Source organism: Ensifer aridi (assembly GCF_002078505.1).
GTDB lineage: Bacteria > Pseudomonadota > Alphaproteobacteria > Rhizobiales > Rhizobiaceae > Sinorhizobium > Sinorhizobium aridi.
The window spans coordinates 413,628-435,583 of record NZ_LUAV01000004.1 but is presented as its reverse complement, the minus strand read 5'-3'; the positions used below and the strand labels follow the sequence as shown (position 1 = coordinate 435,583).

The following is a 21,956-nucleotide window of genomic DNA, read 5'->3' as shown; positions in this document are numbered from 1 at the left end:
CCCGACATTCGCTTGGTCAACATTGAATTTCAGGCATTTGGCACCAACAGACAAAGACGCCTTTCGGGCGTCCCGCGGGAGGCGAAGAGGCCAGAACCGCGGCGCCCCGACGCCGCATCAGATCATCGCCATGCCGCCGTTGACATGAATGGTCTGGCCGGTGACGTAACCCGCCTCGTTCGACGCGAGGTAAGCGACCGCGGAAGCGACCTCCGCGCCGGTTCCCATCCGCCGCATCGGGATCGCGGCCATGATCCCTTCCTTCTGCTTCTCGTTGAGCTTGCCGGTCATGGCGCTTTCGATGAAGCCCGGCGCGACGCAGTTGACCGTGACGTTGCGGGTCGCGATCTCCTGGGCGAGCGACTTCGAGAAACCGATCATGCCGGCCTTGGAGGCACAGTAGTTGGTCTGGCCGGGATTGCCGGTGACGCCGACGACGGAGGTGATGTTGACGATCCGGCCAAAGCGGCGTCGCATCATCGGATGGGTGAGCTCGCGCGTCAGCCGGAAAACGGCCGTCAGGTTGACCTCCATGACATTGTCCCAGTCCTCGTCGCTCATGCGGACGAAGAGGCCATCCTTGGTGATGCCGGCATTGTTGACGAGGATGTCGACACCACCGAGCCCGGCCTCCGCCTTCTCACCGAGCGCCTTAACCTCGGCGCGGTCGGAAAGGTTTGCTGGAAAGATCTGGACGCGATCGCCGAGCGTGTTGGCGAGGGCTTCGAGCTTCTCGACGCGGGTGCCATGCAGGCCGACAATGGCCCCCTGAGCATGCAGCATGCGGGCGATTTCCTCGCCGATACCGCCGGAGGCGCCGGTAACGAGAGCCTTGCGGCCGGAAAGATCAAACATGGATTTCTTCCTTATAATAGGGCGCCCAATAATAGGACACTTAGGCCAGAAGGGCGGCAAGCGCCGTGTCGATATCGGCGGGCGAATTGACGGCGATGCCGTTGACAGTCTTGTCAATCCGCCGGGCAAGTCCCGTCAGCACCTTGCCGGAGCCGATCTCGTAAAGCGTCGTCACATCGTTGGCCGCGAACCATTGCACCGTCTCGCGCCAGCGCACCTGGCCCGTCACCTGTTCGACGAGCAGGCGAGCAATCTCGCCGGAATCGCTCACCGGCGCGGCAAGGACGTTCGCAACGACCGGCACGACCGGATCGCGCTTCTCGACCTCGGAGAGCGCCTCACGCATCGCCTCTGCGGCGGGCGCCATCAGCGCGGAATGGAAGGGCGCCGATACCGGCAGCATCAAGGCGCGCTTGGCCCCCTTTTCAGAGGCGAGCGCCGCCGCCTTCTCGACAGCCTGCTTCTCGCCCGAAATCACCAATTGGCCGCCGCCATTGTCGTTGGCGATCTGGCACGATCCGAGCGACGAGGCCTCGCGGCAAACCGCTTCGACGTCATCGTGCTCCAGGCCGATGATCGCGGCCATTGCGCCCTTGCCGACGGGAACTGCCGCCTGCATCGCATTGCCGCGGATGCGCAGGAGCCGCGTCGTGTCGGCAAGCGAAAAGGTGCCGGCGGCACAGAGCGCCGAATACTCGCCGAGCGAGTGGCCGGCGACAAACGACACCTTGCTCTTGAGATCAAGCCCCCTCGCCTCGAGCACCCGGATCACCGCCGTGGAGACCGCCATCAGCGCCGGCTGCGCGTTCGCGGTCAGCGTCAGGGTCTCTTCCGGCCCGTTCCACATGATGTCGGAGAGCTTTTCGCCGAGCGCCTCGTCGACTTCGGCGAAGACGGCAGCGGCCTCCGGAAAGGCTTCGGCCAGATCCTTGCCCATGCCGACGGCCTGGCTGCCCTGGCCGGGGAACGTGAATGCGATGCTCATCAAGAGTGCCCTTCCCTGGATCACGAACGACCTGGAGCATTTCGAGACCGGCGCGATCGATTCCTGATTTTGACCGGGCGGGCACTTCTTTTACCCTGCCCGTGTTTTTCTCTCCATTCACATTCCTAGACGGCAAGTCAAGCGCAGAGCCCGTCTTCCCGGGCCTCGCCCACTGCATGTTTCCTCAAATCGTCCCGATTTAAGGACGAAAACATTCAGTGTCTCAAAGTACCACAGCGACCTTTGCGGCTTATAAGACGCGCGGCGCTGTAGGCTTTTGCCCTTGATCTTCGCCAATCAAGGCGTAAGTTTGCCCGGCTTTTGCCGCCGCGCCCGCACGACGCCTCTGGGCTGCGGCCTCTACTCATCATTCCCAGGCGGTGCGCCCTTCCCTCCCGCCGGCGCGACTCCGTCCACAAAAGGAAGTGACATCATGCGCTACAACACGCTCGGCCGCACCGGCATCAAAGTTTCCGAAATCTGCCTCGGCACGATGACCTGGGGCTCCCAGAACACCCCTGCCGAAGCCCATGAGCAACTCGACTACGCTTTCGACCATGGCGTCAACCTCATCGACACGGCCGAACTCTATCCGACCACGCCGCTTTCGGAGGAAACTTACGGCAGTACCGAGCGGATCATCGGCGATTGGCTGGCAGCACGCGGCCGGCGCGACGACGTGGTGGTCGCAACCAAGGTCGCCGGCTCCGGCCGCCCCTATATCCGCAACGGCGAGCCGATCACGCCGCAAGGAATCGATCAAGCGCTCGAGGCCAGCCTCAGGCGGCTCAAGACCGATTACATCGACCTCTACCAGCTTCACTGGCCGAACCGCGGCCACTATCATTTCCGCAACGCCTGGTCCTACGACCCGTCTCGGCAGGAGACGGAGCAGGTCACCGCTGACCTGAAGGCTATCCTCGACAAGCTTGGCGATCTCGTAAAGGCGGGCAAGATCCGTGCCATCGGGCTGTCCAACGAAACCGCCTGGGGCACGATGAAGATGCTCAACTTGGCGAGAAGATATGGCCTGCCGCGGGTGGCGACGATCCAGAACGAGTACAACCTGCTCTACCGGCCCTACGATCTCGACCTCGCGGAAGTGTCGCACCACGAGGATGTCGGCCTGCTTGCCTATTCGCCGCTCGCAGCCGGGCTCCTCACCGGCAAATATCTCGACGGCGCAAAGCCCGCCGGTTCGCGGCTGTCGATCAACGGCGATCTTGGCGGCCGCTTCACGCCGCACCAGGAACCTGCCGTTGCCGCGTACGTGGCGCTCGCCCGCGAGCACGGCCTCGACCCCGCCCAGATGGCGCTCGCCTTCTGCCTCAGGCGCCCCTTCATGACCTCTGTCATCATCGGCGCGACGTCGATGGCGCAGCTGATGACCAATATCGGCGCTGCGGGCGTCACGCTTTCGCAGGACGTGATGAACGGCATAAGGCGCCTGCACCGGCTGTATCCGGCGCCGATCTGAACGGCGCCGGCTCTCTGCGGTCCTAATCCCAAGCGGCCATCTGACGGCAGCTTTCGGCGCAACGCCGGCAGGCCTCGACGCATTCGGCCATGTCGCCGATGCGTTCGCAGTCAGCCGCGCATTCGGTGCAAATCTCTGCACATTCGCGACAGAGATGCCGGTGATGCGGTGTCCCGATCAGCATGAAATGCGCTGCGGTCCGGCATATCTCGGCGCAAGCCATGATCAGCCGGAAGTGCGGAGGCTCGGTGTGCTCCTCGCCGGCCTCCAGACAATGGCTCATCGCCGTCGAAAGGCAGACACGGTAACAGACCAGGCAATTTTCTAGGCACTCCTGCATTCTCGGATCGAACTCGTGCATTTTTTGTCTCCCGCGGGTTTGTCCGGCTGCAAGGCGTCCAACAGGGAGTGAGAACGATTGTTCCGCAACGTCGCGCCTACGCGCCGCACGCCTCTCCGGGCTGCTGTAACGATCTTCCGATCGCGCCTTGCATTTCCGCGGAAAATGCGTATAAGCGCGCTGTTCGAAACGCCCGGTCTTCTGGCTGGTGGCTGAACGGAGGGCCGGCTTCCGACGGGGAAGCCGCCAGGAATGCAAGGCATTCCGGCCTCCCGTGTCTCCGCTCTCGACCGTCTCGATACAACACTTTCTTGCCGGCTCACCACAGCCTTTAAGAACAGTCGTTGAGGCTTAGCCGCCGAGGCCCGGGCTGATTAACGCAAGAAAGGCAAGCCACAATGGCTCTTTATGAACACGTGTTCCTCGCTCGGCAGGACATCACACCGCAGCAGGTCGACGCTCTCGTCGAGCAGTACAAGGGCGTGATCGAAGCGAACGGCGGCAAGGTCGGTCGCGTCGAGAACTGGGGCCTGAAGTCCCTCACCTATCGCATCAAGAAGAACCGCAAGGCTCATTACGTCCTGATGGACATCGATGCTCCGGCACCGGCCGTCCACGAAGTCGAGCGCCAGATGCGCATCAACGAAGACATCCTGCGCTACATGACGATCGCCGTCGAGAAGCACGAGGAAGGTCCGTCCGCCATGATGCAGAAGCGCGATCGCGACGATCGTCCGCGCGGCGAAGGCCGTGGCCCACGTGAAGGCGGTTTCGACCGTGGTCCGCGTCCGGACCGTGGTGACCGTGAAGACCGTCCGCGCCGCCCGCGTGAAGACCGCGCGTAACAGAAGCTTTAGGAGATAGATGACAATGGCTGAAGTTTCTTCCGCTCCGGTACGCCGTCCGTTCCACCGCCGCCGCAAGACCTGCCCCTTCTCGGGCGCAAACGCTCCGCGGATCGACTACAAGGACGTTCGCCTGCTGCAGCGCTACATTTCCGAGCGCGGCAAGATCGTACCGTCCCGCATCACGGCCGTCTCCCAGAAGAAGCAGCGCGAGCTCGCCCAGGCGATCAAGCGCGCACGCTTCCTCGGCCTGCTGCCCTACGTCGTATCGTAAGGCAACTGACTCTCCGTTGAGCGCCTGACTCAACGGAAGCCAATCAGGTTGAAGGCGTTCGCCGCAGCGGGCGCCTTCAACTCTCCCTTCCGCGGTGGGCGCGGATCGGAACCGGCGCGAAAAGCGCATGAAATCCCATGTTGGGGCTAGGCGGATCGCCGCCCCTAACTGCCTTAGAAGCAGGACAGCGAACGTGAAGAACTGGAACAGGACATCGCTGCCGACCGGCGCGCTCGCCGGCGCTACCGCCGCCCTCTTGTCGATGGGCGCGAATACGCAGTCGTCCCTTGCGATCGTTCTTTATGCCGCTTCCGCGTTGCCGATCCTGATCGCCGGCCTCGGCTGGGGCAATGCCGCCGCCCTCGCCGCGATCGTTGTCGCGGGCGCTACGGCAGCCGCATTGGTTTCATCCTATTTCGCGCTGCTGATCGTGGTCGTGACGCTCATTCCGGCCGGTTGGCTTAGCCACCTCTCCAACCTTGCGCGCCCGGCTTCCGAACTCGGCGGTCCCGAGGGCGCTCTCGCCTGGTATCCCCTTTCCGACATTCTCGTGCATCTCGCCGGGCTGGTGACCGTCGGAATGATCATCGTCGGCTACATCGTCGGATATGATTCCAGCGTGTCCGACCTCATGGTCGACATGGTGATAGAGGCTGTGAAGGCGCAGGAGCCGCTCTATAGTCCCGACGCTGCGGCAATCGCCCAGCTCAAATCGATGTTCACCCTGGCCCTGCCGCTCGTACAGGGCGCGATCTGGGTCGTGATGCTGTTTGCCGCCTATTACATCGCGACGCGCATCGTGCAAATGTCCGGCAAGTCCCTGCGTCCGCGCGAGGACATCCCCTCCGCGCTGAGAATGCACCGCAACGCCATCTTCGCCTTCCTCGCAGGCCTCCTCCTCACCTTCATCGGTGGTGCGCCTGCGGCGATCGGCGCACTCGTCTGCGGCACGTTCGGAGCGGGTTTCCTGCTTTCGGGCTTTGCCTCCTTCCATTTCCGCACACGCGGCAAGTCCTGGCGGCTTCCCGTGCTGTGGATCGCATACCTGTCGGTGCTCGTCTTCACGATCCCGGCTGTCTTCTTCCTCCTCACCGGCTTGACCGATACGCGCCGCACCATCGCGCTCACGCCGACGGGAGAAAACTGATCAACGACACAAGCCAAACTGAAAGGAAACCAAAATGGAAGTCATTCTCCTCGAACGCATCGCCAAGCTCGGCCAGATGGGTGAAACCGTAAAGGTCCGCGACGGCTTCGCGCGCAACTACCTGCTGCCGCTCGGCAAGGCGCTGCGCGCCAATGCCGCCAACAAGGCTCGCTTCGAATCCGAGCGCGCAACCCTTGAAGCTCGCAACCTCGAGCGCAAGTCGGAAGCCCAGAAGATTGCCGAGAAGCTCGACGGCAAGTCCTTCGTCATCGTTCGCTCCGCGGGTGAGACCGGCCAGCTTTACGGCTCGGTTGCCGCTCGTGATATCGTGGACGTACTGGCCGCCGAAGGCTTCGACGTCAACCGCAATCAGGTCAACCTCAACCAGCCGATCAAGACGATCGGCGTTCACAAGGTCACCTTGCACCTGCATGCGGAAGTCGACGTGGTGGTCGAAGTCAACGTCGCCCGTTCGGCCGAAGAGGCAGAGCGCCAGGCCAAGGGCGAAAGCCTGACGTCGGCCGATGCAATCTACGGTGTCGACGAAGACGCCCTGAAGCCGGAAGACTTCTTCAACCCGGAAGCCGAATTCGAAACCGAAGAAGAATAAGCGTCAGCCACAGAACTGAATGGAAAGCCCGGCTCCCCGCGAGCCGGGCTTTTTCTTTTTCCGTGACGCGGCGTTGTCCCTGCAGCATCCACAAACGACGCGCGACCGCGAATCAGATAGATTGCCTGTCTGGCCTCGACGCCGTTATCCAGTACCCCCGCACAATTTTTCGGGGCGTTTGCCGCACCCTGTGGATCAGTGTGAACAACGGGCAAAGGCAATGGACGGGGTTGAGTGCCGTGGCACTGTTGCACGTCTGCACTAGACGTCGGGGACTGCAGTCAGCAAACCGGATAGCTCACGGGACATACAGGCGGAAACGGAAACACCATGAACGACGCAGCGCGAAAGCTCGCTCCCTTGGCCAAGGATCAGGCGGACCAGCACTACCGCGAAGCGCCGAACAACCTGGAAGCGGAGCAGGCGCTGCTCGGCGCGATTCTCGTCAACAACGATGCCTTCTACCGCGTTTCCGACTTCTTGAAGCCGGTGCATCTCTACGAGCCACTGCATCGCAAGATCTTCGAGGTTGCCGGCGACATCATTCGCATGGGCAAGACCGCCAACCCGGTGACCATCAAGACCTTCCTCAAGGCCGACGAGAAGGTTGGCGAGTTGACGGTCGCGCAATATCTCGCGCGCCTTGCCGCCGAAGCGGTGTCGATCATCAACGCCGAGGATTACGGCCGGGCGATCTACGATCTGGCGCTGCGCCGCTCGCTGATCACCATCGGCGAGGACATGGTCAACATCGCCTATGACGCGCCGCTCGACATGCCGCCGCAGAGCCAGATCGAGGACGCGGAGCGGCGCCTCTTCGAACTTGCCGAGACCGGCCGCTACGACGGCGGTTTCCAGTCGTTCAACGATGCGGTGGCGCTCGCCATCGACATGGCGGGACAGGCCTTCGAGCGCGATGGTCACCTTTCCGGCATCTCCACCGGCATCCATTCGCTTGATTCGAAGATGGGCGGGCTGCAGCGTTCGGACCTGATCATCCTCGCCGGCCGACCGGGCATGGGCAAGACGTCGCTTGCGACCAATATCGCCTACAACATTGCCGCCTCCTACGAACCGGAGGTGCAGCCGGACGGTTCCTTCAAGGCGAAGAACGGCGGCGTCGTCGGCTTCTATTCACTCGAAATGTCGTCCGAGCAGCTCGCCACCCGCATCATTTCCGAGCAGACCGAGGTCTCATCGTCGAAGATCCGCCGAGGCGACATTTCGGAGGCCGATTTCGAAAAGCTCGTCGCCTGCTCGCAAATGATGCAGAAGGTGCCGCTCTATATCGACCAGACCGGCGGCATTTCGATCGCCCAACTTGCCGCGCGCGCTCGCCGCTTGAAGCGGCAGCGCGGCCTTGACGTGCTCGTGGTCGACTACGTCCAGCTCATGACCGGCTCGAAGAAATCGGGCGAAAACCGCGTGCAGGAGATCACCGAGATCACCACCGGCCTCAAGGCGCTCGGCAAGGAGCTGAATGTGCCGATCATCGCGCTCTCGCAGCTCTCGCGCGCGGTGGAAAGCCGTGAGGACAAGCGGCCGCAGCTCTCGGACCTGCGCGAATCGGGCTCGATCGAGCAGGACGCCGACGTGGTGCTCTTCGTGTTCCGCGAAGAATACTACGTCAAGAACATGGAACCGCGCGACGAGTTCGACCCGAAATACGAAGAATGGAAGATGAAGATGGAGCAGGTGAAGGGCACGGCGGACGTGATCATCGCCAAGCAGCGCCACGGACCGACGGGCACGGTCAAGCTCGCATTCCAGTCGGAATTCACCCGCTTCTCGGATCTCGCGGATCCATCGTTTACGCAGTACGAGCATTGATCGGGCGGTTGAGGGGCGGAAGTCCAGCGTAGCTCCAGCCTTCACGCCCCTATCGACGCTCTCGCAACGGCCACGACAATCACGCCGGTCGCTACGGCCGCAAGCAGCGGCAACCGCGTGGCGACAATTGCGGTAGCCAAGGCGGCCAAGGTCTCGGCTGGTCCGGTGACGAACGCCGTCGGAGCGATGACGGCCATCAGCACAGCCGGCGGGATGGCATCCAGCGCTCGTTTCTGCTGGGGACCGATGGTCACGAAACGGATGAGAACAAGACCGCCGATGCGGGTCAGCACGGTCGCCACCGCCATGGCGACAATCGCGAGAAGCGTGTTCGGATCGAGCGTCATGCGCAAGCCTCCCGGCGTTGGCTGGCGAAGAGAGTGGCGGCAACGCCCGCGGCGGCCCCGGCGGCGATGTACCAGACGCCGGGCAGGAATTGATCGGCGATCACCGCCGCCACCGCACTCGCCGCCAGCACCGCACCGGCTTCGCGTCCCTTCCAGAAACCCATGACCAGAACGATGAAAACCGCTGGGAACGCGAAATCGAGACCGATCGTCTTCGGATCTCCCACGAAGGCGCCTGCGATGGAACCGGCAAGGCTGGTCAACACCCAGACGCAATAGAACGGCAGCGCCAGGCCCGCATACCAGGCGGGCGTGAGCCGTGTCCCTCCGGCGCGAAACTCCGCCATCGCCCAGATCTCGTCGGCAAGCAGCAGCATCGCCGCATATTTCGCCGGGCCAGAGAAGGCCGGCATTTTCGTGCCGATCGAAGCACTCATCAGCACGTGACGGATATTGACGAGCAAGCCTGAGAAGGCGAGCGCACTCCAGGATGCCGGGTGCGTCCAGATATCCATGGCCACAAATTGCGAGCCGCCGGCGAAGACAAGGGCGCTCATCAGCAGCACTTCGAGGCTTGACAAGCCCTTTGCGGCGGCGACCGCTCCAAAGACGAGCCCAATCGGCATTACAGCGACGATAAGCGGAGCCATCGCCCGCGCGCCGCCGGCAAATTCGTCAAAAATCCCTGCCCTTTTCATCGTCTGCGATCTCCATCGTTGTATGGCCGAGAGCCCTACAAGGAATGCAGACGACGCGTCTTGAACGAAAGTGATCAGCCGGTGCGGAAGGCCCCAGGCGTCACGCCGGTCCTCGCCTTGAAATGCCGTGTAAAGTGCGCCTGATCGGCAAAGCCGCAATGATAGGCAGTGTCGGCGGCGGACCAGCCTTGACGCAGAAGCGTCTTCGCCTCGCGCACGCGTTTGTCGGTAAGAAAGGCATGCGGGGTGATATGGAACTCCTTGCGAAACGCGCGGATCAGATGCGCCCGGCTGAGACCGGCCACTTTCGCAAGCTCGTCAAGGCCGACGTCGGTCGAGTAATTGGCAAGCAGATAATCGCGAACGCGATGCACGGCGGAACTCTCGCGCGTCCGGGGCGGAAGGATGATAGCGCTTCCATGCCGCTGGAACAGCGTCGCCAGAAAGCTGAACATGCCCTCGTCCGCCTCCAGCGCACCGACTTTGCCCTCCAGCGTGCGGTGCGCGCGATGAAAAGCGGCGGCGAGTTCCGGTGCCGTCAGCCACTGCCGCGAAAACGAGGGAGTACCCTGGAACGTGCGCCCGGTGACGTCCTCGAGAACCTCGACGACCAGTTCCACGGTCGGATAGATCATCCGGTAGCGATAGCCGTCGTTGCCCGGATGCCCGTCATGCACCTCGTCCGGATTGATGAGATAGAGATCGCCCGGTCCTGTCTGCGAGCGCTCGCCCTTGATCGTGCTGATCTGCGACCCCGCCTCGATGGCGCCGATGCTGAACGTGTCATGCGCATGCGGCGCAAATTCGTGAGTTATGAAGGTCGCACTCAGGCACTCCATGCCCTTGAAGCGGCCGTCCCGCCAGAACCGGGTCTGCTCGGCCCCCTGAAGCGGCATCGCCTCGATGGCCTGTTCCTGAGAAATCGTCTGCATCGGCCAATCCTACCGGCGTGAAGAGGATCGGTCTTGTACAAAAGTGCTCGTCGCGATCGCGTACCTCATCCGGGCGAAGCAGTTTGCCGCCTCCCGCGCTTGTATGTAATGCTGCGGCTTCACCAGGAAGAGCTTGCCTTATGCACAGTCCCGAATTTCTTGCCGCCTCCAACCGGCTCACCATCGACCTCACTGCCCTCGCCGACAATTGGCGGACCATGAACGAGCTCTCGGGCAAGGCACGCGCGGCCGCCGTGCTCAAGGCCGATGCCTATGGAATCGGCCTCGCTCAAGCGGCACCGACGCTTTACGCCGCCGGCGCGCGCGATTTCTTCGTCGCCAGCGTGGAAGAAGGCGCGGAGCTTCGCCCGCTCATACCCGAGGCGCGCATCTATATCCTTGCCGGCATGTGGCCGGGCAATGAGGAGCTTTTCTTCGCCAACGACCTCGTGCCGATCATCAATTCGGAGGAGCAGCTTGCCGTCTTCATGGCCGCGCTTTCCGAACATGGTGAATATCCCTGCGTGCTCCACGTCGACACCGGCATGAACCGGCTCGGCCTCTCCGTCGAGGAGGCGATCGCTCTCGCCCACGACCCGGCGCGTCCTGCAAGTTTTTCGCCCGTGCTGGTGATGAGCCATCTCGCCTGCGCCGACGATCCGAAGCACCCGATGAACCTTTATCAGCTTCAGCGCTTCCGCGAGGTGACGGCCGCCTTCGACGGCGTGCCGGCGAGTCTCGCCAATTCCGGCGGCGTGTTTCTCGGCGAGGATTACCACTTCGACCTCACCCGTCCGGGGATCGCCGTCTATGGCGGCGAGGCCGTCAGCGGTGCCGTCAACCCCATGAAGCCGGTCGTTACTGCGGAAGCGCGCATCATCCAAGTCCGGACGGTTCCCTCCGGCGGCACGGCAAGCTACGGCGCCTCCGCGCTGTTCACCCGCGACAGTCGCATCGCTACGGTCGCGATCGGCTATGCCGACGGCTACCATCGTTCGGTCTCGGGCGGCGGCGTGACACTCCGGCAGTCGACGCCCTCCGGCGCCTTCGGCTTCCTGCATGGCAGAAAGGTGCCGCATGTCGGCCGGGTGACGATGGACTTGAGTCTTTTCGATGTCACCGACCTGCCGGAAAACGCCGTGCGCCCCGGCGACTATATCGAGCTCTTCGGCCGCAACGTCGCCATCGACGACGTCGCACGCGCCGGCGGCACGATCGGCTACGAACTGCTGACGAGCCTTGGACGCCGCTATCATCGAACCTATGTCGGCGGCGCTTGAAGCAGGCACAGAGGAAATCCTTTCAAACACGATTTCGCGGCATTATGTGGCCGGGAGAGAGTGATTCTCCGACGGCAGTCGGTTCTGCCTTCCTGCAAATTTCCGAAAGCTGATACCAATGGCGAAAGCCCGCACCCAGTTCATCTGCCAGAATTGCGGCACAGTCCATTCCCGCTGGGCGGGCAAGTGCGACGGCTGCGCCGAGTGGAACACGATCATCGAAGAGGACCCGACGGCCGGCATCGGCGGCGGTCCCTCCCGCACGCCGAAGAAGGGTCGGCCGGTGGCGCTCACGACGCTCTCCGGCGAGATTGAGGATGCACCGCGCATCGAGACCGGCATATCCGAGCTCGACCGCGTGACCGGCGGCGGCTTCGTCCGCGGCTCGGCGCTGCTCGTCGGCGGCGATCCGGGGATTGGCAAATCGACGGTGCTGATGCAGGCCGCAGCCGCGCTTGCGCGTCGAAAGCATCGGGTCATCTATGTGTCCGGCGAAGAGGCAGTCGCGCAGGTGCGGCTGCGCGCACAGCGGCTCGGCGCTGCCGACAGCGATGTGCTTCTCGCCGCCGAGACCAATGTCGAGGACATCCTCGCGACACTTTCCGAAGGCAAGCGCCCGGATCTCGTGATCATCGACTCGATCCAGACGCTCTGGAGCGACATCGTCGATTCCGCTCCGGGGACCGTGACGCAGGTGCGCACCGGCGTGCAGGCGATGATCCGTTTCGCCAAGCAGACCGGCACCGCGGTCGTGCTCGTCGGCCATGTGACCAAGGAGGGTCAGATCGCCGGTCCGCGCGTCGTCGAGCACATGGTCGACGCGGTCCTCTATTTCGAGGGCGACCGCGGCCATCATTACCGCATCCTGAGGACAGTGAAGAACCGCTTCGGGCCGACCGACGAGATCGGCGTGTTCGAGATGTCGGACAAGGGCCTGCGCGAGGTCGCTAACCCCTCAGAGCTCTTCCTCGGGGAACGCAACGAGAAATCGCCGGGTGCCGCCGTCTTCGCGGGCATGGAGGGAACGCGGCCGGTGCTCGTGGAAGTCCAGGCGCTCGTGGCGCCCACCTCTCTCGGAACGCCGCGCCGCGCCGTCGTCGGCTGGGACTCGGCGCGGCTCTCGATGATCCTCGCAGTGCTCGAAGCCCATTGCGGCGTCCGCCTCGGCCAGCACGACGTCTATCTCAACGTAGCGGGGGGCTATCGCGTTTCCGAACCGGCCGCCGATCTCGCGGTCGCCTCCGCACTGGTTTCGTCGCTCGCCGGGCTTGCCCTTCCGGCCGATTGCGTCTATTTCGGCGAAGTCAGCTTGTCGGGCGCCGTCCGGCCGGTTGCGCATACCGCCCAACGTCTCAAGGAAGCCGAGAAGCTCGGTTTCTCCCAGGCCGTATTGCCATCTGCCTCGACCGAGTTGCCAAGGAACGGCGCCGGCCGGTGGAGCGAGATGGAAAGCCTGCCGGATCTGGTGGCGCGTATCGCTGGATCACGGCGCGCTCTGCAGCAGGCGGACGAGGACTGACAGATTGGCCGCGCCCGGAAGCATCCTTCGAGAGGTCCCGCTTGGCGATTGCGGTGGAAAGACGTTCTGAACGCGTGCGGACAAGGCCGGTGGCGGATAAGCTTGGTAAGACCCGAGTCGAAACCGGGTCGGAGTAAGGACAACATGCCCATCACAATTCTCGACGGTATCGTTCTCGGCGTCGCGCTGTTTTCGGCCATCCTCGCAATGGTCAGAGGGTTCTCGCGCGAGGTTCTGTCGGTGGCGAGCTGGGTCGGCGCCGCGGCCGCCGCCTATTTCCTCTATCCGCATCTGCTGCCCTATGCCAGGCAGTACACGAGCAGCGACACGGTCGCGATGATCGGCTCTGCCGCCGTGATCTTTCTCATCGCGCTGATCATTATCTCCTTCATCACGATGCGGATCGCCGATTTCATCATCGACAGCCGCATCGGCGCGCTCGACCGCACGCTCGGGTTCCTATTCGGCGCGGCGCGCGGGATTCTTCTGGTGGTCGTCGCCATGCTGTTCTTCAACTGGCTGGTAGCGCCGCCACAGCAGCCGATCTGGGTGACCCAGGCGAAATCGAAGCCGCTGCTCGACAATCTGGGCAATCAGCTGATCGCCCTGCTGCCCGAAGAGGCGGACGCCACCATTCTCGACCGCCTGCGCGGCAAGGACACGACGGGCGAAGGCGAGAGCGAGAACCCGCCGTCCGCCACCGAGCAGGCCCCCGTCGAGGAAGCGCCGGCGACGAACGGCTGACGCCAAGAGGATATCCGCGACAAAGCCCGCTGTGCGGGCTTTGTCCATTTGGAATGACGCTTGCCAGTGTTTTCGGCTAAGATCGCTTGACGACTGGCGGCCTGATCACGATATGCGCACGGCACGGAGCAAAGGCGAATTGCGATGACCGATCTCAGATCCAGCGAAATCCACGATGAACTCGACGGCGACACCCTCCACGAGGAGTGCGGCGTTTTCGGCATTCTCGGGCATCCGGACGCCGCCGCGCTGACGGCGCTGGGTCTGCACGCGCTGCAGCATCGCGGACAGGAAGCGGCCGGCATCGTCACCTTCGACGGCAAGCAATTCTATACCGAAAAGCGCATGGGTCTCGTCGGAGACCACTATACCGATCCGGCGACGCTCGCGAAGCTGCCAGGATACATTTCCATCGGGCATACGCGCTACTCGACGACCGGCGAAGTGGCACTGCGTAACGTCCAGCCGCTCTTTGCCGAGCTCGAAGTCGGCGGCATCGCTATCGCCCATAACGGCAACTTCACCAATGGCCTGACGCTCCGCCGCCAGCTGATCGCCGACGGCGCTATCTGTCAGTCGACCTCGGACACCGAAGTCGTCCTTCACCTCATCGCCCGCTCCAAGCAGACCTCCTCCTCCGATCGCTTCATCGACGCCATCCGCCAGATGGAAGGCGGTTATTCGATGCTGGCGATGACGCGAACCAAGCTGATCGCTGCGCGCGACCCGATCGGCATCCGCCCGCTCGTAATGGGCGAGCTCGACGGCAAGCCGATCTTCTGCTCGGAAACCTGCGCTCTCGACATCATTGGCGCCAAGTACATCCGTGACATCGAGAACGGCGAAGTGGTCATTTGCGAGATCCAGCCGGACGGCTCGATCTCGGTCGACGCGCGTAAGCCGGAATCCAGGCGGCCTGAACGCCTCTGCCTCTTTGAATATGTTTACTTCGCCCGTCCGGACTCGGTCGTCGGCGGCCGCAGCGTTTACGTGGCGCGCAAGAACATGGGCAGCAATCTCGCCAAGGAATCGCCCGTCGAGGCGGATGTTGTCGTTCCTGTACCCGACGGCGGCACTCCGGCCGCGCTCGGCTACGCACAGCAGAGCGGCATCCCCTTCGAATACGGCATCATCCGGAACCACTATGTCGGACGGACCTTCATCGAACCGACGCAGCAGATTCGCGCCTTCGGCGTCAAGCTGAAGCATTCCGCCAACCGGGCGATGATCGCCGGCAAGCGCGTCGTGCTCGTTGACGACTCGATCGTGCGCGGCACCACCTCGGTCAAGATCGTTCAGATGATCCGGGACGCCGGTGCGCGCGAAGTGCATATCCGCGTCGCAAGCCCGATGATCTTCCACCCGGACTTCTACGGCATCGACACGCCGGACCGCGACAAGCTGCTTGCCAACCAGCATTCGGACCTCGCCTCGATGTGTCGCTACATCGGCGCCGACTCGCTCGAGTTCCTGTCGATCGACGGGCTTTACCGCGCCGTCGGCGGCGTGCCGCGCGACCCGCAGGCGCCGCAATTCACCGATCATTACTTCACCGGCGACTACCCGACCCGTCTTCTCGACCAGGAGGCTGCGAGCAACGTCCGCAAGCTCTCGGTTCTCGCCAGCAACGGATAACAACGACAACATGACGCCCAATCTGAAAGACCGGATCGCCGTCGTCACCGGCGCATCGCGCGGCATCGGCTATTTCACTGCCCTCGAACTCGCCAAGGCAGGAGCGCATGTGATCGCATGCGCCCGCACCGTCGGCGGCCTCGAAGAGCTGGACGACGCGATCAAGGCCGTGGGCGGTTCGGCAACGCTCGTTCCTTTCGATCTCGCCGACATGGCGGCAATCGACAAGCTCGGCGGCGCCATCAACGAACGCTGGGGCAAGCTCGACATCATGGTTGCCAATGCGGGCGTGCTCGGCACGATTTCGCCGATCGGACATGTGGAGGCCAAGGTCTTCGAAAAGGTGATGGCGATCAACGTCACCGCCACTTGGCGGTTGATCCGTTCGCTCGAGCCGCTGCTGACCCGCTCCGATGCCGGCCGCGCGCTTCTCCTTTCCTCGAGCGCCGCCCACAAGTGCAAGCCCTTTTGGGGGCCCTACTCCGCGTCGAAGGCGGCGGTCGAAGCGCTGGCGCGTACCTGGGCCTACGAGACGCAGCGGCTGCCCTTGCGCGTGCTCAGCGTCGATCCGGGCGCTACGCGGACGGCGATGCGGGCGCAGGCGATGCCGGGTGAAGATCCGGAAACGGTGCCGCATCCGTCAGAGGTCGCGGCGGCGCTGATGCCCCTCCTCGGTCCCGAACAGACGGAAACCGGCAAGCTCTTCATCGTCCGCGAGAAGAAGATTGTCGATTATCGGCTGCCGGAGTAGGCGGAAGCATACGCTTGAGATTGGCGCTCTCCCGCAAGCGGAGGAGAGGGAAATGAGGCCGCGCGGCGAGTGTCCCTCGCCCCGCTTGTGGGGAGAAGGTGGCCGGCAGGCCGGATGAGGGGCGCTCGCTAGCTCGTTCGTCGCTATTCGTTGTAGCCCGGCAGGCCGTCGCCGTCCTGCCCCCCCGGCCAGTCGCCGTATTTGCGCTGCCACGAGCGCGCGCCGAACGGCAGGATGATCAAATATCCAACAGCGGTTACGGCCATCGTCTCCCAGGTATAGGTCATCAGCGTCGCTACATAGAGGACGACGACGAGAATGGCGGGCAGCACGAGATCGCGGCGGACGCGATTCTCTGATTTGCCTGACCACACCGGCAGGCGGCTGACCATCAGAAATGCAATCAGCACAGTGTAGACCGAGGCGATCAGGGCGAAGATCCGGTCCGGCGCGAGGCCGAGAAGCCCGATATAGACGGGCAGCAGCACCAGTATGGCACCGGCAGGCGCCGGAACGCCGACGAAATATTCAGACTGCCAGGCCGCCTTGACCTGGCGCTCGGCCATGACGTTGAAGCGGGCGAGTCTCAAACCCACCGCGATCGCATAGATCAGCGCCGCGATCCAACCAACGGAACGCGCTTGGTCGAGCAGAAAAACATAGAGCACAAGCGCCGGGGCCACGCCGAAATTGATGATATCGGCGAGCGAGTCCATCTGGACTCCGAAGCTCGACGTGGCCTTGAGCAGGCGTGCTATGCGTCCGTCTATGCCGTCGAGGAAGGCGGCAAGGAGAACCATGGCGACTGCGAGTTCGAAGCGGTTCTCGAAGGCGAGCCGGATGCCGGAGAGACCGGCACAGATCGCCAGGACCGTGATCATGTTGGGGACCATCAGGCGCAGCGGAATTTCGCGCAACCGCGGTCCGCGCGCCTTGTCGTGCGAACCCGCCGTTTCGACGGTTTCCGGGGCTCCCGCTGAGTTTTCGTGCCGAGGCTCTTCCATGACTATCCTCACGCGCGACGGCTGATAACCGGCCCCTTGGCCGAACCGAATTCAGCAAGCACCGTCTCGCCGCCGACCGCCGTCTGATCAAGCGTGACGCGCGGCTCAGCGCCTTGCGGCAGGAACACGTCGAGGCGCGAACCGAAGCGGATAAGGCCGAAGCGCTCGCCCGTTTCGAGCGATGCATTTTCCGTCGTCCAGCAGAGGATACGCCGGGCGACCAGGCCAGCGATCTGAACGACGCCGATCGCGCCATGCTTTGTCTCGATGACGAGGCCGTTGCGTTCGTTTTCAAGGCTTGCCTTGTCAAGTTCGGCATTCACGAACTTGCCGGCGCGGTAAGCGATCCGGCGGACGGTGCCGCTCATTGGGGCACGGTTTACATGGCAATCGAAGACATTCATGAAGACCGAGATGCGCAGCATCGGCTCCGAACCGAGACCCAGTTCTTCGGGCGGGATCACGGTCGCGATCGACGACACGCGGCCGTCCGCCGGGCTGATGACGAGATCCTCGTCGATCGGCGTCATCCGTTCGGGATCGCGGAAGAAGTAGGCACACCAGGCGGTCAACGCGAAGCCGATCCACATCAGCGGTTCCCATACGAAACCGAGTACCAGCGAAACCACGAAGAAGATCGCAATGAAGCGATAGCCTTCCTTGTGCACCGGAACCAGCGTGTTGCGCACCGTGTCGATCAAACTCATGAACCCTACTCTCCAGATTGATGTGGAACGTCAACTAGCGCGAACTCGATGGTCCGGCAATGCCGAATGCCAGGCGAGTGCCTGACGGCACCGGCCGCTTCGGTCAGATCGCCGGCACGCCGCGGTCGACGATACCGAGATCGTCGCTCTCGCGCACCCGCTTCAATTGTTCCTCGGCCTGCGTCGCCTCGCGCTGGCGACTCCACATCGAAGCATAGAGGCCATCCCGCTCGATCAGCTCACCGTGTGTGCCGCGTTCGGCAATGACGCCATCCTTCAAGACGATGATCTCGTCGGCATTGATGACCGTCGAGAGCCGATGGGCGATGACGAGCGTCGTGCGGTTGCGTGATACGATGTCCAGCGCCGCCTGAATCTCCTGCTCGGTTTTCGTGTCGAGCGCGGAGGTCGCCTCGTCAAGGATCAGGATCGGCGGCGCCTTCAGGATGGTACGGGCGATCGCGACACGCTGCTTTTCGCCGCCCGAAAGCTTCAGCCCACGCTCGCCGACCATCGCCCGGTAACCCTCCGGCAAGCCGCGGATGAAGTCGGCGATCTGCGCCGCCTCCGCCGCCACCTCGACTTCCGCATCGCTCGCCGTCACCCGGCCATAACGGATGTTGTAAGCGATCGTGTCGTTGAAGAGCACCGTATCCTGCGGCACCATACCGATTACCGCGCGCAGGCTTTTCTGCGTCACATCTCGCACATCCTGGCCGTCGATGGTGATCGAGCCCCGCTGAACGTCGTAGAAGCGGTAGAGCAGCCGCGACAGGGTGGACTTGCCGGCACCGGACGGCCCCACGACGGCGACCGTTTTGCCGGCCGGAACCTCGAAGGAAATCCCCTTCAAGATCGGCCGGGCGCCGTCATAGGCGAAATGCACGTCGCGGAAGGCGATCGCGCCGCGCTGGATCTTGAGCTCCTTGGCGTCGGCCTTGTCGACCACTTCCGCGCGGACGTCCAACAGATCGAACATGTGTTCGATGTCGGTCAGCCCCTGGCGTATTTCGCGATAGACGAAGCCGATGAAGTTCAACGGAATTGCGAGCTGGATCAGCATGGCGTTGATGAAGACGAAGTCGCCGATCGTCTGCTCGCCGCGCTTCACGGCAAGCGCCGATATCGTCATCATCACAGCCGTGCCGGCGCCGAAAATCAGCGCCTGGCCGAAGTTGAGCCAGCCGAGCGACGTCCAGACCTGGGTGGCGGCACGTTCATAGCGCTCCATCGACCTGTCGAAGCGCTTCGCCTCCATCTCTTCGTTGCCGAAATATTTGACGGTCTCGAAATTGAGGAGCGAGTCGATCGCCTTGGTGTTCGCATCGGTGTCGCTGTCGTTCATCGAGCGGCGGATCGCGATGCGCCAGTCGCTCGCGCGCACCGTAAACCAGATATAGAGCCAGACGGTGACCGCCGTAACGAAGAGATAGGTGAAGCCGTAGCCCCACCAGAAGATCACCGCCGTCAGCAAGAACTCGATGACTGTCGGTACGCTGTTCAGGATGGTGAAACGGACGATCGTCTCGATGCCCTTGGTACCGCGTTCGATAATGCGCGACAGCCCGCCAGTGCGCCGCTCGAGATGGAAACGGAGTGAAAGCTGATGCATATGGACGAAGGTCTTGTAGGCAAGCTGCCGTACGGCGTGCTGCCCGACGCTCGCAAAGAGCGCGTCGCGCAGCTGGTTCAGCCCTGCCTGCAGCAGGCGCGCGAGATTGTAGGCGAGCACCAGCATGACGGCACCCGTCAGGAACTGCGGCAGGAAGCCAAGCGTGTCCGGTTTGTTGTTGAGCGCATCCGTCGCCCACTTGAAGAAATAGGGTACGAGAATGAGCACGACCTTGGCGACCACAAGGATAACCGTTGCCCAAACGACCCTGAGCTTCAGGTCGATGCGATCCGCCGGCCACATATAAGGCCAGAGATTCGCAATGGTTCCGACGGGATTGGCGCTGTCGGCGGAAACCGTCTTCTTGTTCTGGGGTGCCACGTCTCAGTCCGCTTCGATTTTTGGAGACGCGGGAGGCAGGCGCGAGCCCTACATCGTCCTTCCCGCTCCAGCTTCAATGAAAAGCGGCGCCCTTTGAAGACGCCGCATTTCCTGACAGATAGGTCCACCCTGCCGCCGGTGCAATGGAAGTGCCGGCAAAAGACCGGCTATTCTTAGTGACGCATGTGCTTGCGGTGTATTTCCCGCGATTCCTCGTCGGAGAGGGCCTCGTCGGGGACCCCGAAAACCTGACCGGGACGGATCAGGTCGGGATTGCCGATCTGCTCGCGGTTGGCGAGATAGATCGTCGTGTAGCGAACGCCAGCGCCGTAGACGCGCCGCGAAATCTGCCAGAGCGTATCGCCGCGGCGGATGATGACGGACGTCTTGCTCTCCTTGAGCGGCGCCTGTTCGATGGTTGCCGGCTGCTCCTGCGTCGCATCGGGCGCTGCTGCCTGCTGGGCCGGAGCGGCGGCCGCTTCCTCCGCGTTCTCGACCTTTGGCGCGTCCGTCGCCCTGGCGGCTCCGCTCCCCGTGGCGACCGGAAGTTCAACTGTCGCAACGGCGGTGCCGAGGCTCTGTTGCGTCAATGCGGAACCGATGGCTCCATCGACTTTCTGCAACGCGGCGGCAACGCTTGCCGGGTCCGGCGGCGAGGACTTGAGTGCGGTCAGCGCGCTAGCCGCCGCCTTAGATGTTTCGGCCGCGGCTTTTGCGAGTGCCGGATCGGCATCGGCAGCCGGCTTGAACTCGGCGAGCGATTGGAGCGCGAATTCCGTTGCCGAGCGGGCGGCAGCGAGCTGTTCGGCCGAAGGCTGTTTTCCGTCGGCGAAAAGCCCCCTCAACAGTGCAAGCGCCTTTCCTGCTTCCGTCTTCAGGCTGCCGAGGGCCGTAACCGGCGTGTCGGACGGACCGGCGATGGCGGCGACCTGCGCGCCTGCCGGCCTGTCGAAGGGCACGGAGGCGCGCATTGCCACCTTGCTGGCGTCTTCATTCATCATGTCGGCACGAATGATGTGGCTGCCGACCGAGAGCTCGATCGAACCATCGACGACGAAATGCCCCTTGTCGTCCGTCTTCGTTTCGCCGAGCAGCTTGTCGTCCGCATAGATGCGCACGAGGGAGCCGGGCTTGGCATTGCCAGCAACGTACATCGTGCCACCCTCGATCTCGACGGCCGTGACCTGGAGACCCGGCACTCCATTCGTTTTCGCGAGTGGAACGGAAGCGCCAGCGGGGTCACCGGCGGTGGGCTCAGCCTTTGCCTGCATCGGCTTCGTCTCGGCCTTCGGTGTCGTGATCAGGCGGCTCGCCTCGCCGGGTTTCGACACCATAGCCAGCAATTGCCCGCTCGGATCCTGCGGTACCGAGATGGTTGCAACTTCGTCCGAGGTCCTGGTGGCGCCGTCCGGGCCGACGCTTCTCAGCGTCAACTGGTGATCGCCCGCTGCAAGCGGCTTGTCGAAGACGGCAGCGAAATCCCCAGCGGCGCCGACGTCGGCCGTACCGACGACTTTATCGCCGCTCAGGATCTCGAGCTTGGTGCCGGGCTCCGCCCTGCCCGCAACGACAGTCGAGCCGTCCGGCTCAACGCGGAGGATGTCGAACCCGGGAATGGTCCCGTTTACAGCGGTCTCGGCTGCCGGCGCCGCATTGTCAGCGCCCGCCGCTTGCTCGCCGGCCGTGCCCTGCTGCACGTTAGCGGATGGGCCTTCGGTCTTCGTCGCGGACGCCGTTTGGCCGGCCTCGCCGCTCGCAATGGATTGCGCGGCCTGCTTGTCGCTTTCGCGCAAGTTCGGCTGGACCACGAAGACCATCAAAGCCGTCGCAATCGCCAGGACACCGAGGGCCACCCAGCTGGCCTTATTCTTTATCATGCCACTCTCCACAGGGCGGAGCGTCTTGATGCTCCGCTCATGCCCCTTTCGCCGGCCCGAGTCCGCGACACCAATACACCATTATAGCGCAATAGCGGCATAGCCG

At 63.3% G+C, this 21,956-nt stretch carries 21 protein-coding genes; 11 read left to right on the top strand and 10 right to left on the bottom strand.

All coding sequences use genetic code 11. The features are described 5' to 3' along the window. Positions 1 to 117: 117 nt before the first annotated feature. Together fabG and fabD are read right to left on the bottom strand one after the other, a co-directional pair. Positions 118 to 855 carry a 3-oxoacyl-[acyl-carrier-protein] reductase gene (gene fabG, locus AYK65_RS05745; protein ID WP_046118361.1) on the bottom strand — a complete coding sequence of 246 codons (738 nt, stop codon included), beginning with the start codon at positions 853 to 855 and terminating at the stop codon, positions 118 to 120. Between the two features lie 40 nt (positions 856 to 895). Beyond that, positions 896 to 1,840 carry an ACP S-malonyltransferase gene (fabD, locus tag AYK65_RS05740; protein ID WP_046118362.1) on the bottom strand — a complete coding sequence of 315 codons (945 nt, stop codon included), beginning with the start codon at positions 1,838 to 1,840 and terminating at the stop codon, positions 896 to 898. A 433-nt stretch (positions 1,841 to 2,273) separates the two neighbouring features. Between fabD and AYK65_RS05735 the strand changes: the two genes are divergently transcribed. Further along, entirely contained in the window at positions 2,274 to 3,317 is a 1,044-nt protein-coding gene (locus AYK65_RS05735; protein ID WP_081158024.1) for an aldo/keto reductase, read from the top strand. Between the two features lie 22 nt (positions 3,318 to 3,339). On the opposite strand, the gene AYK65_RS05730 is transcribed toward AYK65_RS05735, so the two are convergent. Beyond that, positions 3,340 to 3,678, bottom strand: a complete 339-nt coding sequence (locus tag AYK65_RS05730) for a four-helix bundle copper-binding protein (RefSeq protein ID WP_026612641.1) — start codon at positions 3,676 to 3,678, stop codon at positions 3,340 to 3,342. Between the two features lie 377 nt (positions 3,679 to 4,055). Here AYK65_RS05730 and rpsF point away from each other — a divergent pair, with 377 nt between their 5' ends. The 5 genes from rpsF to AYK65_RS05705 all read left to right on the top strand — a co-directional run bounded on the left by rpsF (position 4,056) and on the right by AYK65_RS05705 (position 8,363). Next, a complete protein-coding gene (rpsF, locus tag AYK65_RS05725) occupies positions 4,056 to 4,502 on the top strand; it encodes a 30S ribosomal protein S6 (RefSeq protein WP_026612642.1) in 447 nt (148 codons plus the stop codon). Positions 4,503 to 4,527: 25 nt separating this feature from the next. Further along, entirely contained in the window at positions 4,528 to 4,776 is a 249-nt protein-coding gene (gene rpsR, locus AYK65_RS05720) for a 30S ribosomal protein S18 (protein ID WP_012707461.1), read from the top strand. Positions 4,777 to 4,969: 193 nt separating this feature from the next. Then, positions 4,970 to 5,923 carry a YybS family protein gene (locus tag AYK65_RS05715; protein ID WP_081158023.1) on the top strand — a complete coding sequence of 318 codons (954 nt, stop codon included), beginning with the start codon at positions 4,970 to 4,972 and terminating at the stop codon, positions 5,921 to 5,923. Between the two features lie 34 nt (positions 5,924 to 5,957). Then, entirely contained in the window at positions 5,958 to 6,533 is a 576-nt protein-coding gene (gene rplI / locus AYK65_RS05710) for a 50S ribosomal protein L9 (protein WP_081158022.1), read from the top strand. A 330-nt stretch (positions 6,534 to 6,863) separates the two neighbouring features. After that, positions 6,864 to 8,363, top strand: coding sequence for a replicative DNA helicase (locus AYK65_RS05705; RefSeq protein WP_026612645.1), 1,500 nt, complete (start codon positions 6,864 to 6,866; stop codon positions 8,361 to 8,363). A gap of 41 nt (positions 8,364 to 8,404) precedes the next feature. Here AYK65_RS05705 and AYK65_RS05700 read toward each other — a convergent pair whose 3' ends face one another. The 3 genes from AYK65_RS05700 to AYK65_RS05690 all read right to left on the bottom strand — a co-directional run bounded on the left by AYK65_RS05700 (position 8,405) and on the right by AYK65_RS05690 (position 10,340). Further along, positions 8,405 to 8,710, bottom strand: coding sequence for an AzlD family protein (locus tag AYK65_RS05700; protein WP_081158021.1), 306 nt, complete (start codon positions 8,708 to 8,710; stop codon positions 8,405 to 8,407). Beyond that, positions 8,707 to 9,360 carry an AzlC family ABC transporter permease gene (locus AYK65_RS05695; RefSeq protein WP_172401980.1) on the bottom strand — a complete coding sequence of 218 codons (654 nt, stop codon included), beginning with the start codon at positions 9,358 to 9,360 and terminating at the stop codon, positions 8,707 to 8,709. Before AYK65_RS05695 ends, AYK65_RS05700 begins: the two co-directional genes overlap by 4 nt. Positions 9,361 to 9,482: 122 nt before the next feature. Continuing rightward, the gene (locus AYK65_RS05690; protein ID WP_081158019.1) at positions 9,483 to 10,340 is read right to left on the bottom strand and encodes an AraC family transcriptional regulator; all 858 of its coding nucleotides are present in this window, start codon (positions 10,338 to 10,340) and stop codon (positions 9,483 to 9,485) included. A gap of 140 nt (positions 10,341 to 10,480) precedes the next feature. On the opposite strand from AYK65_RS05690, the gene alr reads away from it, so the two are divergent. From alr to AYK65_RS05665, 5 genes are all read left to right on the top strand, one after another. After that, a complete protein-coding gene (alr, locus tag AYK65_RS05685; protein WP_081158018.1) occupies positions 10,481 to 11,620 on the top strand; it encodes an alanine racemase in 1,140 nt (379 codons plus the stop codon). 118 nt (positions 11,621 to 11,738) lie between these two features. Beyond that, positions 11,739 to 13,139, top strand: a complete 1,401-nt coding sequence (radA, locus tag AYK65_RS05680) for a DNA repair protein RadA (RefSeq protein WP_026612650.1) — start codon at positions 11,739 to 11,741, stop codon at positions 13,137 to 13,139. A 144-nt stretch (positions 13,140 to 13,283) separates the two neighbouring features. Continuing rightward, entirely contained in the window at positions 13,284 to 13,883 is a 600-nt protein-coding gene (locus AYK65_RS05675; protein WP_026612651.1) for a CvpA family protein, read from the top strand. A 144-nt stretch (positions 13,884 to 14,027) separates the two neighbouring features. Next, positions 14,028 to 15,518: an amidophosphoribosyltransferase gene (purF, locus tag AYK65_RS05670; protein WP_026612652.1), complete on the top strand. Its 1,491-nt coding sequence runs from the start codon at positions 14,028 to 14,030 to the stop codon at positions 15,516 to 15,518. A gap of 10 nt (positions 15,519 to 15,528) precedes the next feature. Next, positions 15,529 to 16,269 (top strand): SDR family NAD(P)-dependent oxidoreductase, encoded by a 741-nt coding sequence (locus tag AYK65_RS05665; RefSeq protein WP_046118367.1) that lies wholly within the window; start codon positions 15,529 to 15,531, stop codon positions 16,267 to 16,269. A gap of 143 nt (positions 16,270 to 16,412) precedes the next feature. Here AYK65_RS05665 and AYK65_RS05660 read toward each other — a convergent pair whose 3' ends face one another. From AYK65_RS05660 to AYK65_RS05645, 4 genes are all read right to left on the bottom strand, one after another. Continuing rightward, entirely contained in the window at positions 16,413 to 17,273 is an 861-nt protein-coding gene (locus AYK65_RS05660) for a CDP-alcohol phosphatidyltransferase family protein (protein ID WP_046118368.1), read from the bottom strand. 8 nt (positions 17,274 to 17,281) lie between these two features. Then, the gene (locus AYK65_RS05655; protein WP_026612655.1) at positions 17,282 to 17,980 is read right to left on the bottom strand and encodes a phosphatidylserine decarboxylase; all 699 of its coding nucleotides are present in this window, start codon (positions 17,978 to 17,980) and stop codon (positions 17,282 to 17,284) included. A 103-nt stretch (positions 17,981 to 18,083) separates the two neighbouring features. After that, complete coding sequence (locus AYK65_RS05650) at positions 18,084 to 19,973, bottom strand: ABCB family ABC transporter ATP-binding protein/permease (protein WP_026612656.1); 1,890 nt, start codon at positions 19,971 to 19,973, stop codon at positions 18,084 to 18,086. 173 nt (positions 19,974 to 20,146) lie between these two features. Next, positions 20,147 to 21,850 carry a LysM peptidoglycan-binding domain-containing protein gene (locus AYK65_RS05645; RefSeq protein ID WP_026612657.1) on the bottom strand — a complete coding sequence of 568 codons (1,704 nt, stop codon included), beginning with the start codon at positions 21,848 to 21,850 and terminating at the stop codon, positions 20,147 to 20,149. Positions 21,851 to 21,956: the final 106 nt, after the last annotated feature.

Bases quoted from the DNA above. Each gene is read 5' to 3' on its own strand.
- purF (WP_026612652.1), top strand. From the start codon at position 14,028: ATGACCGATCTCAGATCCAGCGAAATCCACGATGAACTCGACGGCGAC.
- AYK65_RS05730 (WP_026612641.1), bottom strand. From the start codon at position 3,678: ATGCACGAGTTCGATCCGAGAATGCAGGAGTGCCTAGAAAATTGCCTG.
- AYK65_RS05705 (WP_026612645.1), top strand. From the start codon at position 6,864: ATGAACGACGCAGCGCGAAAGCTCGCTCCCTTGGCCAAGGATCAGGCG.
- AYK65_RS05645 (WP_026612657.1), bottom strand. From the start codon at position 21,850: ATGATAAAGAATAAGGCCAGCTGGGTGGCCCTCGGTGTCCTGGCGATT.
- AYK65_RS05665 (WP_046118367.1), top strand. From the start codon at position 15,529: ATGACGCCCAATCTGAAAGACCGGATCGCCGTCGTCACCGGCGCATCG.
- AYK65_RS05695 (WP_172401980.1), bottom strand. From the start codon at position 9,360: ATGGCTCCGCTTATCGTCGCTGTAATGCCGATTGGGCTCGTCTTTGGA.
- AYK65_RS05655 (WP_026612655.1), bottom strand. From the start codon at position 17,980: ATGAGTTTGATCGACACGGTGCGCAACACGCTGGTTCCGGTGCACAAG.
- rpsF (WP_026612642.1), top strand. From the start codon at position 4,056: ATGGCTCTTTATGAACACGTGTTCCTCGCTCGGCAGGACATCACACCG.
- fabG (WP_046118361.1), bottom strand. From the start codon at position 855: ATGTTTGATCTTTCCGGCCGCAAGGCTCTCGTTACCGGCGCCTCCGGC.
- AYK65_RS05675 (WP_026612651.1), top strand. From the start codon at position 13,284: ATGCCCATCACAATTCTCGACGGTATCGTTCTCGGCGTCGCGCTGTTT.
- AYK65_RS05690 (WP_081158019.1), bottom strand. From the start codon at position 10,340: ATGCAGACGATTTCTCAGGAACAGGCCATCGAGGCGATGCCGCTTCAG.
- rpsR (WP_012707461.1), top strand. From the start codon at position 4,528: ATGGCTGAAGTTTCTTCCGCTCCGGTACGCCGTCCGTTCCACCGCCGC.
- AYK65_RS05700 (WP_081158021.1), bottom strand. From the start codon at position 8,710: ATGACGCTCGATCCGAACACGCTTCTCGCGATTGTCGCCATGGCGGTG.
- fabD (WP_046118362.1), bottom strand. From the start codon at position 1,840: ATGAGCATCGCATTCACGTTCCCCGGCCAGGGCAGCCAGGCCGTCGGC.
- radA (WP_026612650.1), top strand. From the start codon at position 11,739: ATGGCGAAAGCCCGCACCCAGTTCATCTGCCAGAATTGCGGCACAGTC.
- AYK65_RS05735 (WP_081158024.1), top strand. From the start codon at position 2,274: ATGCGCTACAACACGCTCGGCCGCACCGGCATCAAAGTTTCCGAAATC.
- AYK65_RS05660 (WP_046118368.1), bottom strand. From the start codon at position 17,273: ATGGAAGAGCCTCGGCACGAAAACTCAGCGGGAGCCCCGGAAACCGTC.
- alr (WP_081158018.1), top strand. From the start codon at position 10,481: ATGCACAGTCCCGAATTTCTTGCCGCCTCCAACCGGCTCACCATCGAC.
- rplI (WP_081158022.1), top strand. From the start codon at position 5,958: ATGGAAGTCATTCTCCTCGAACGCATCGCCAAGCTCGGCCAGATGGGT.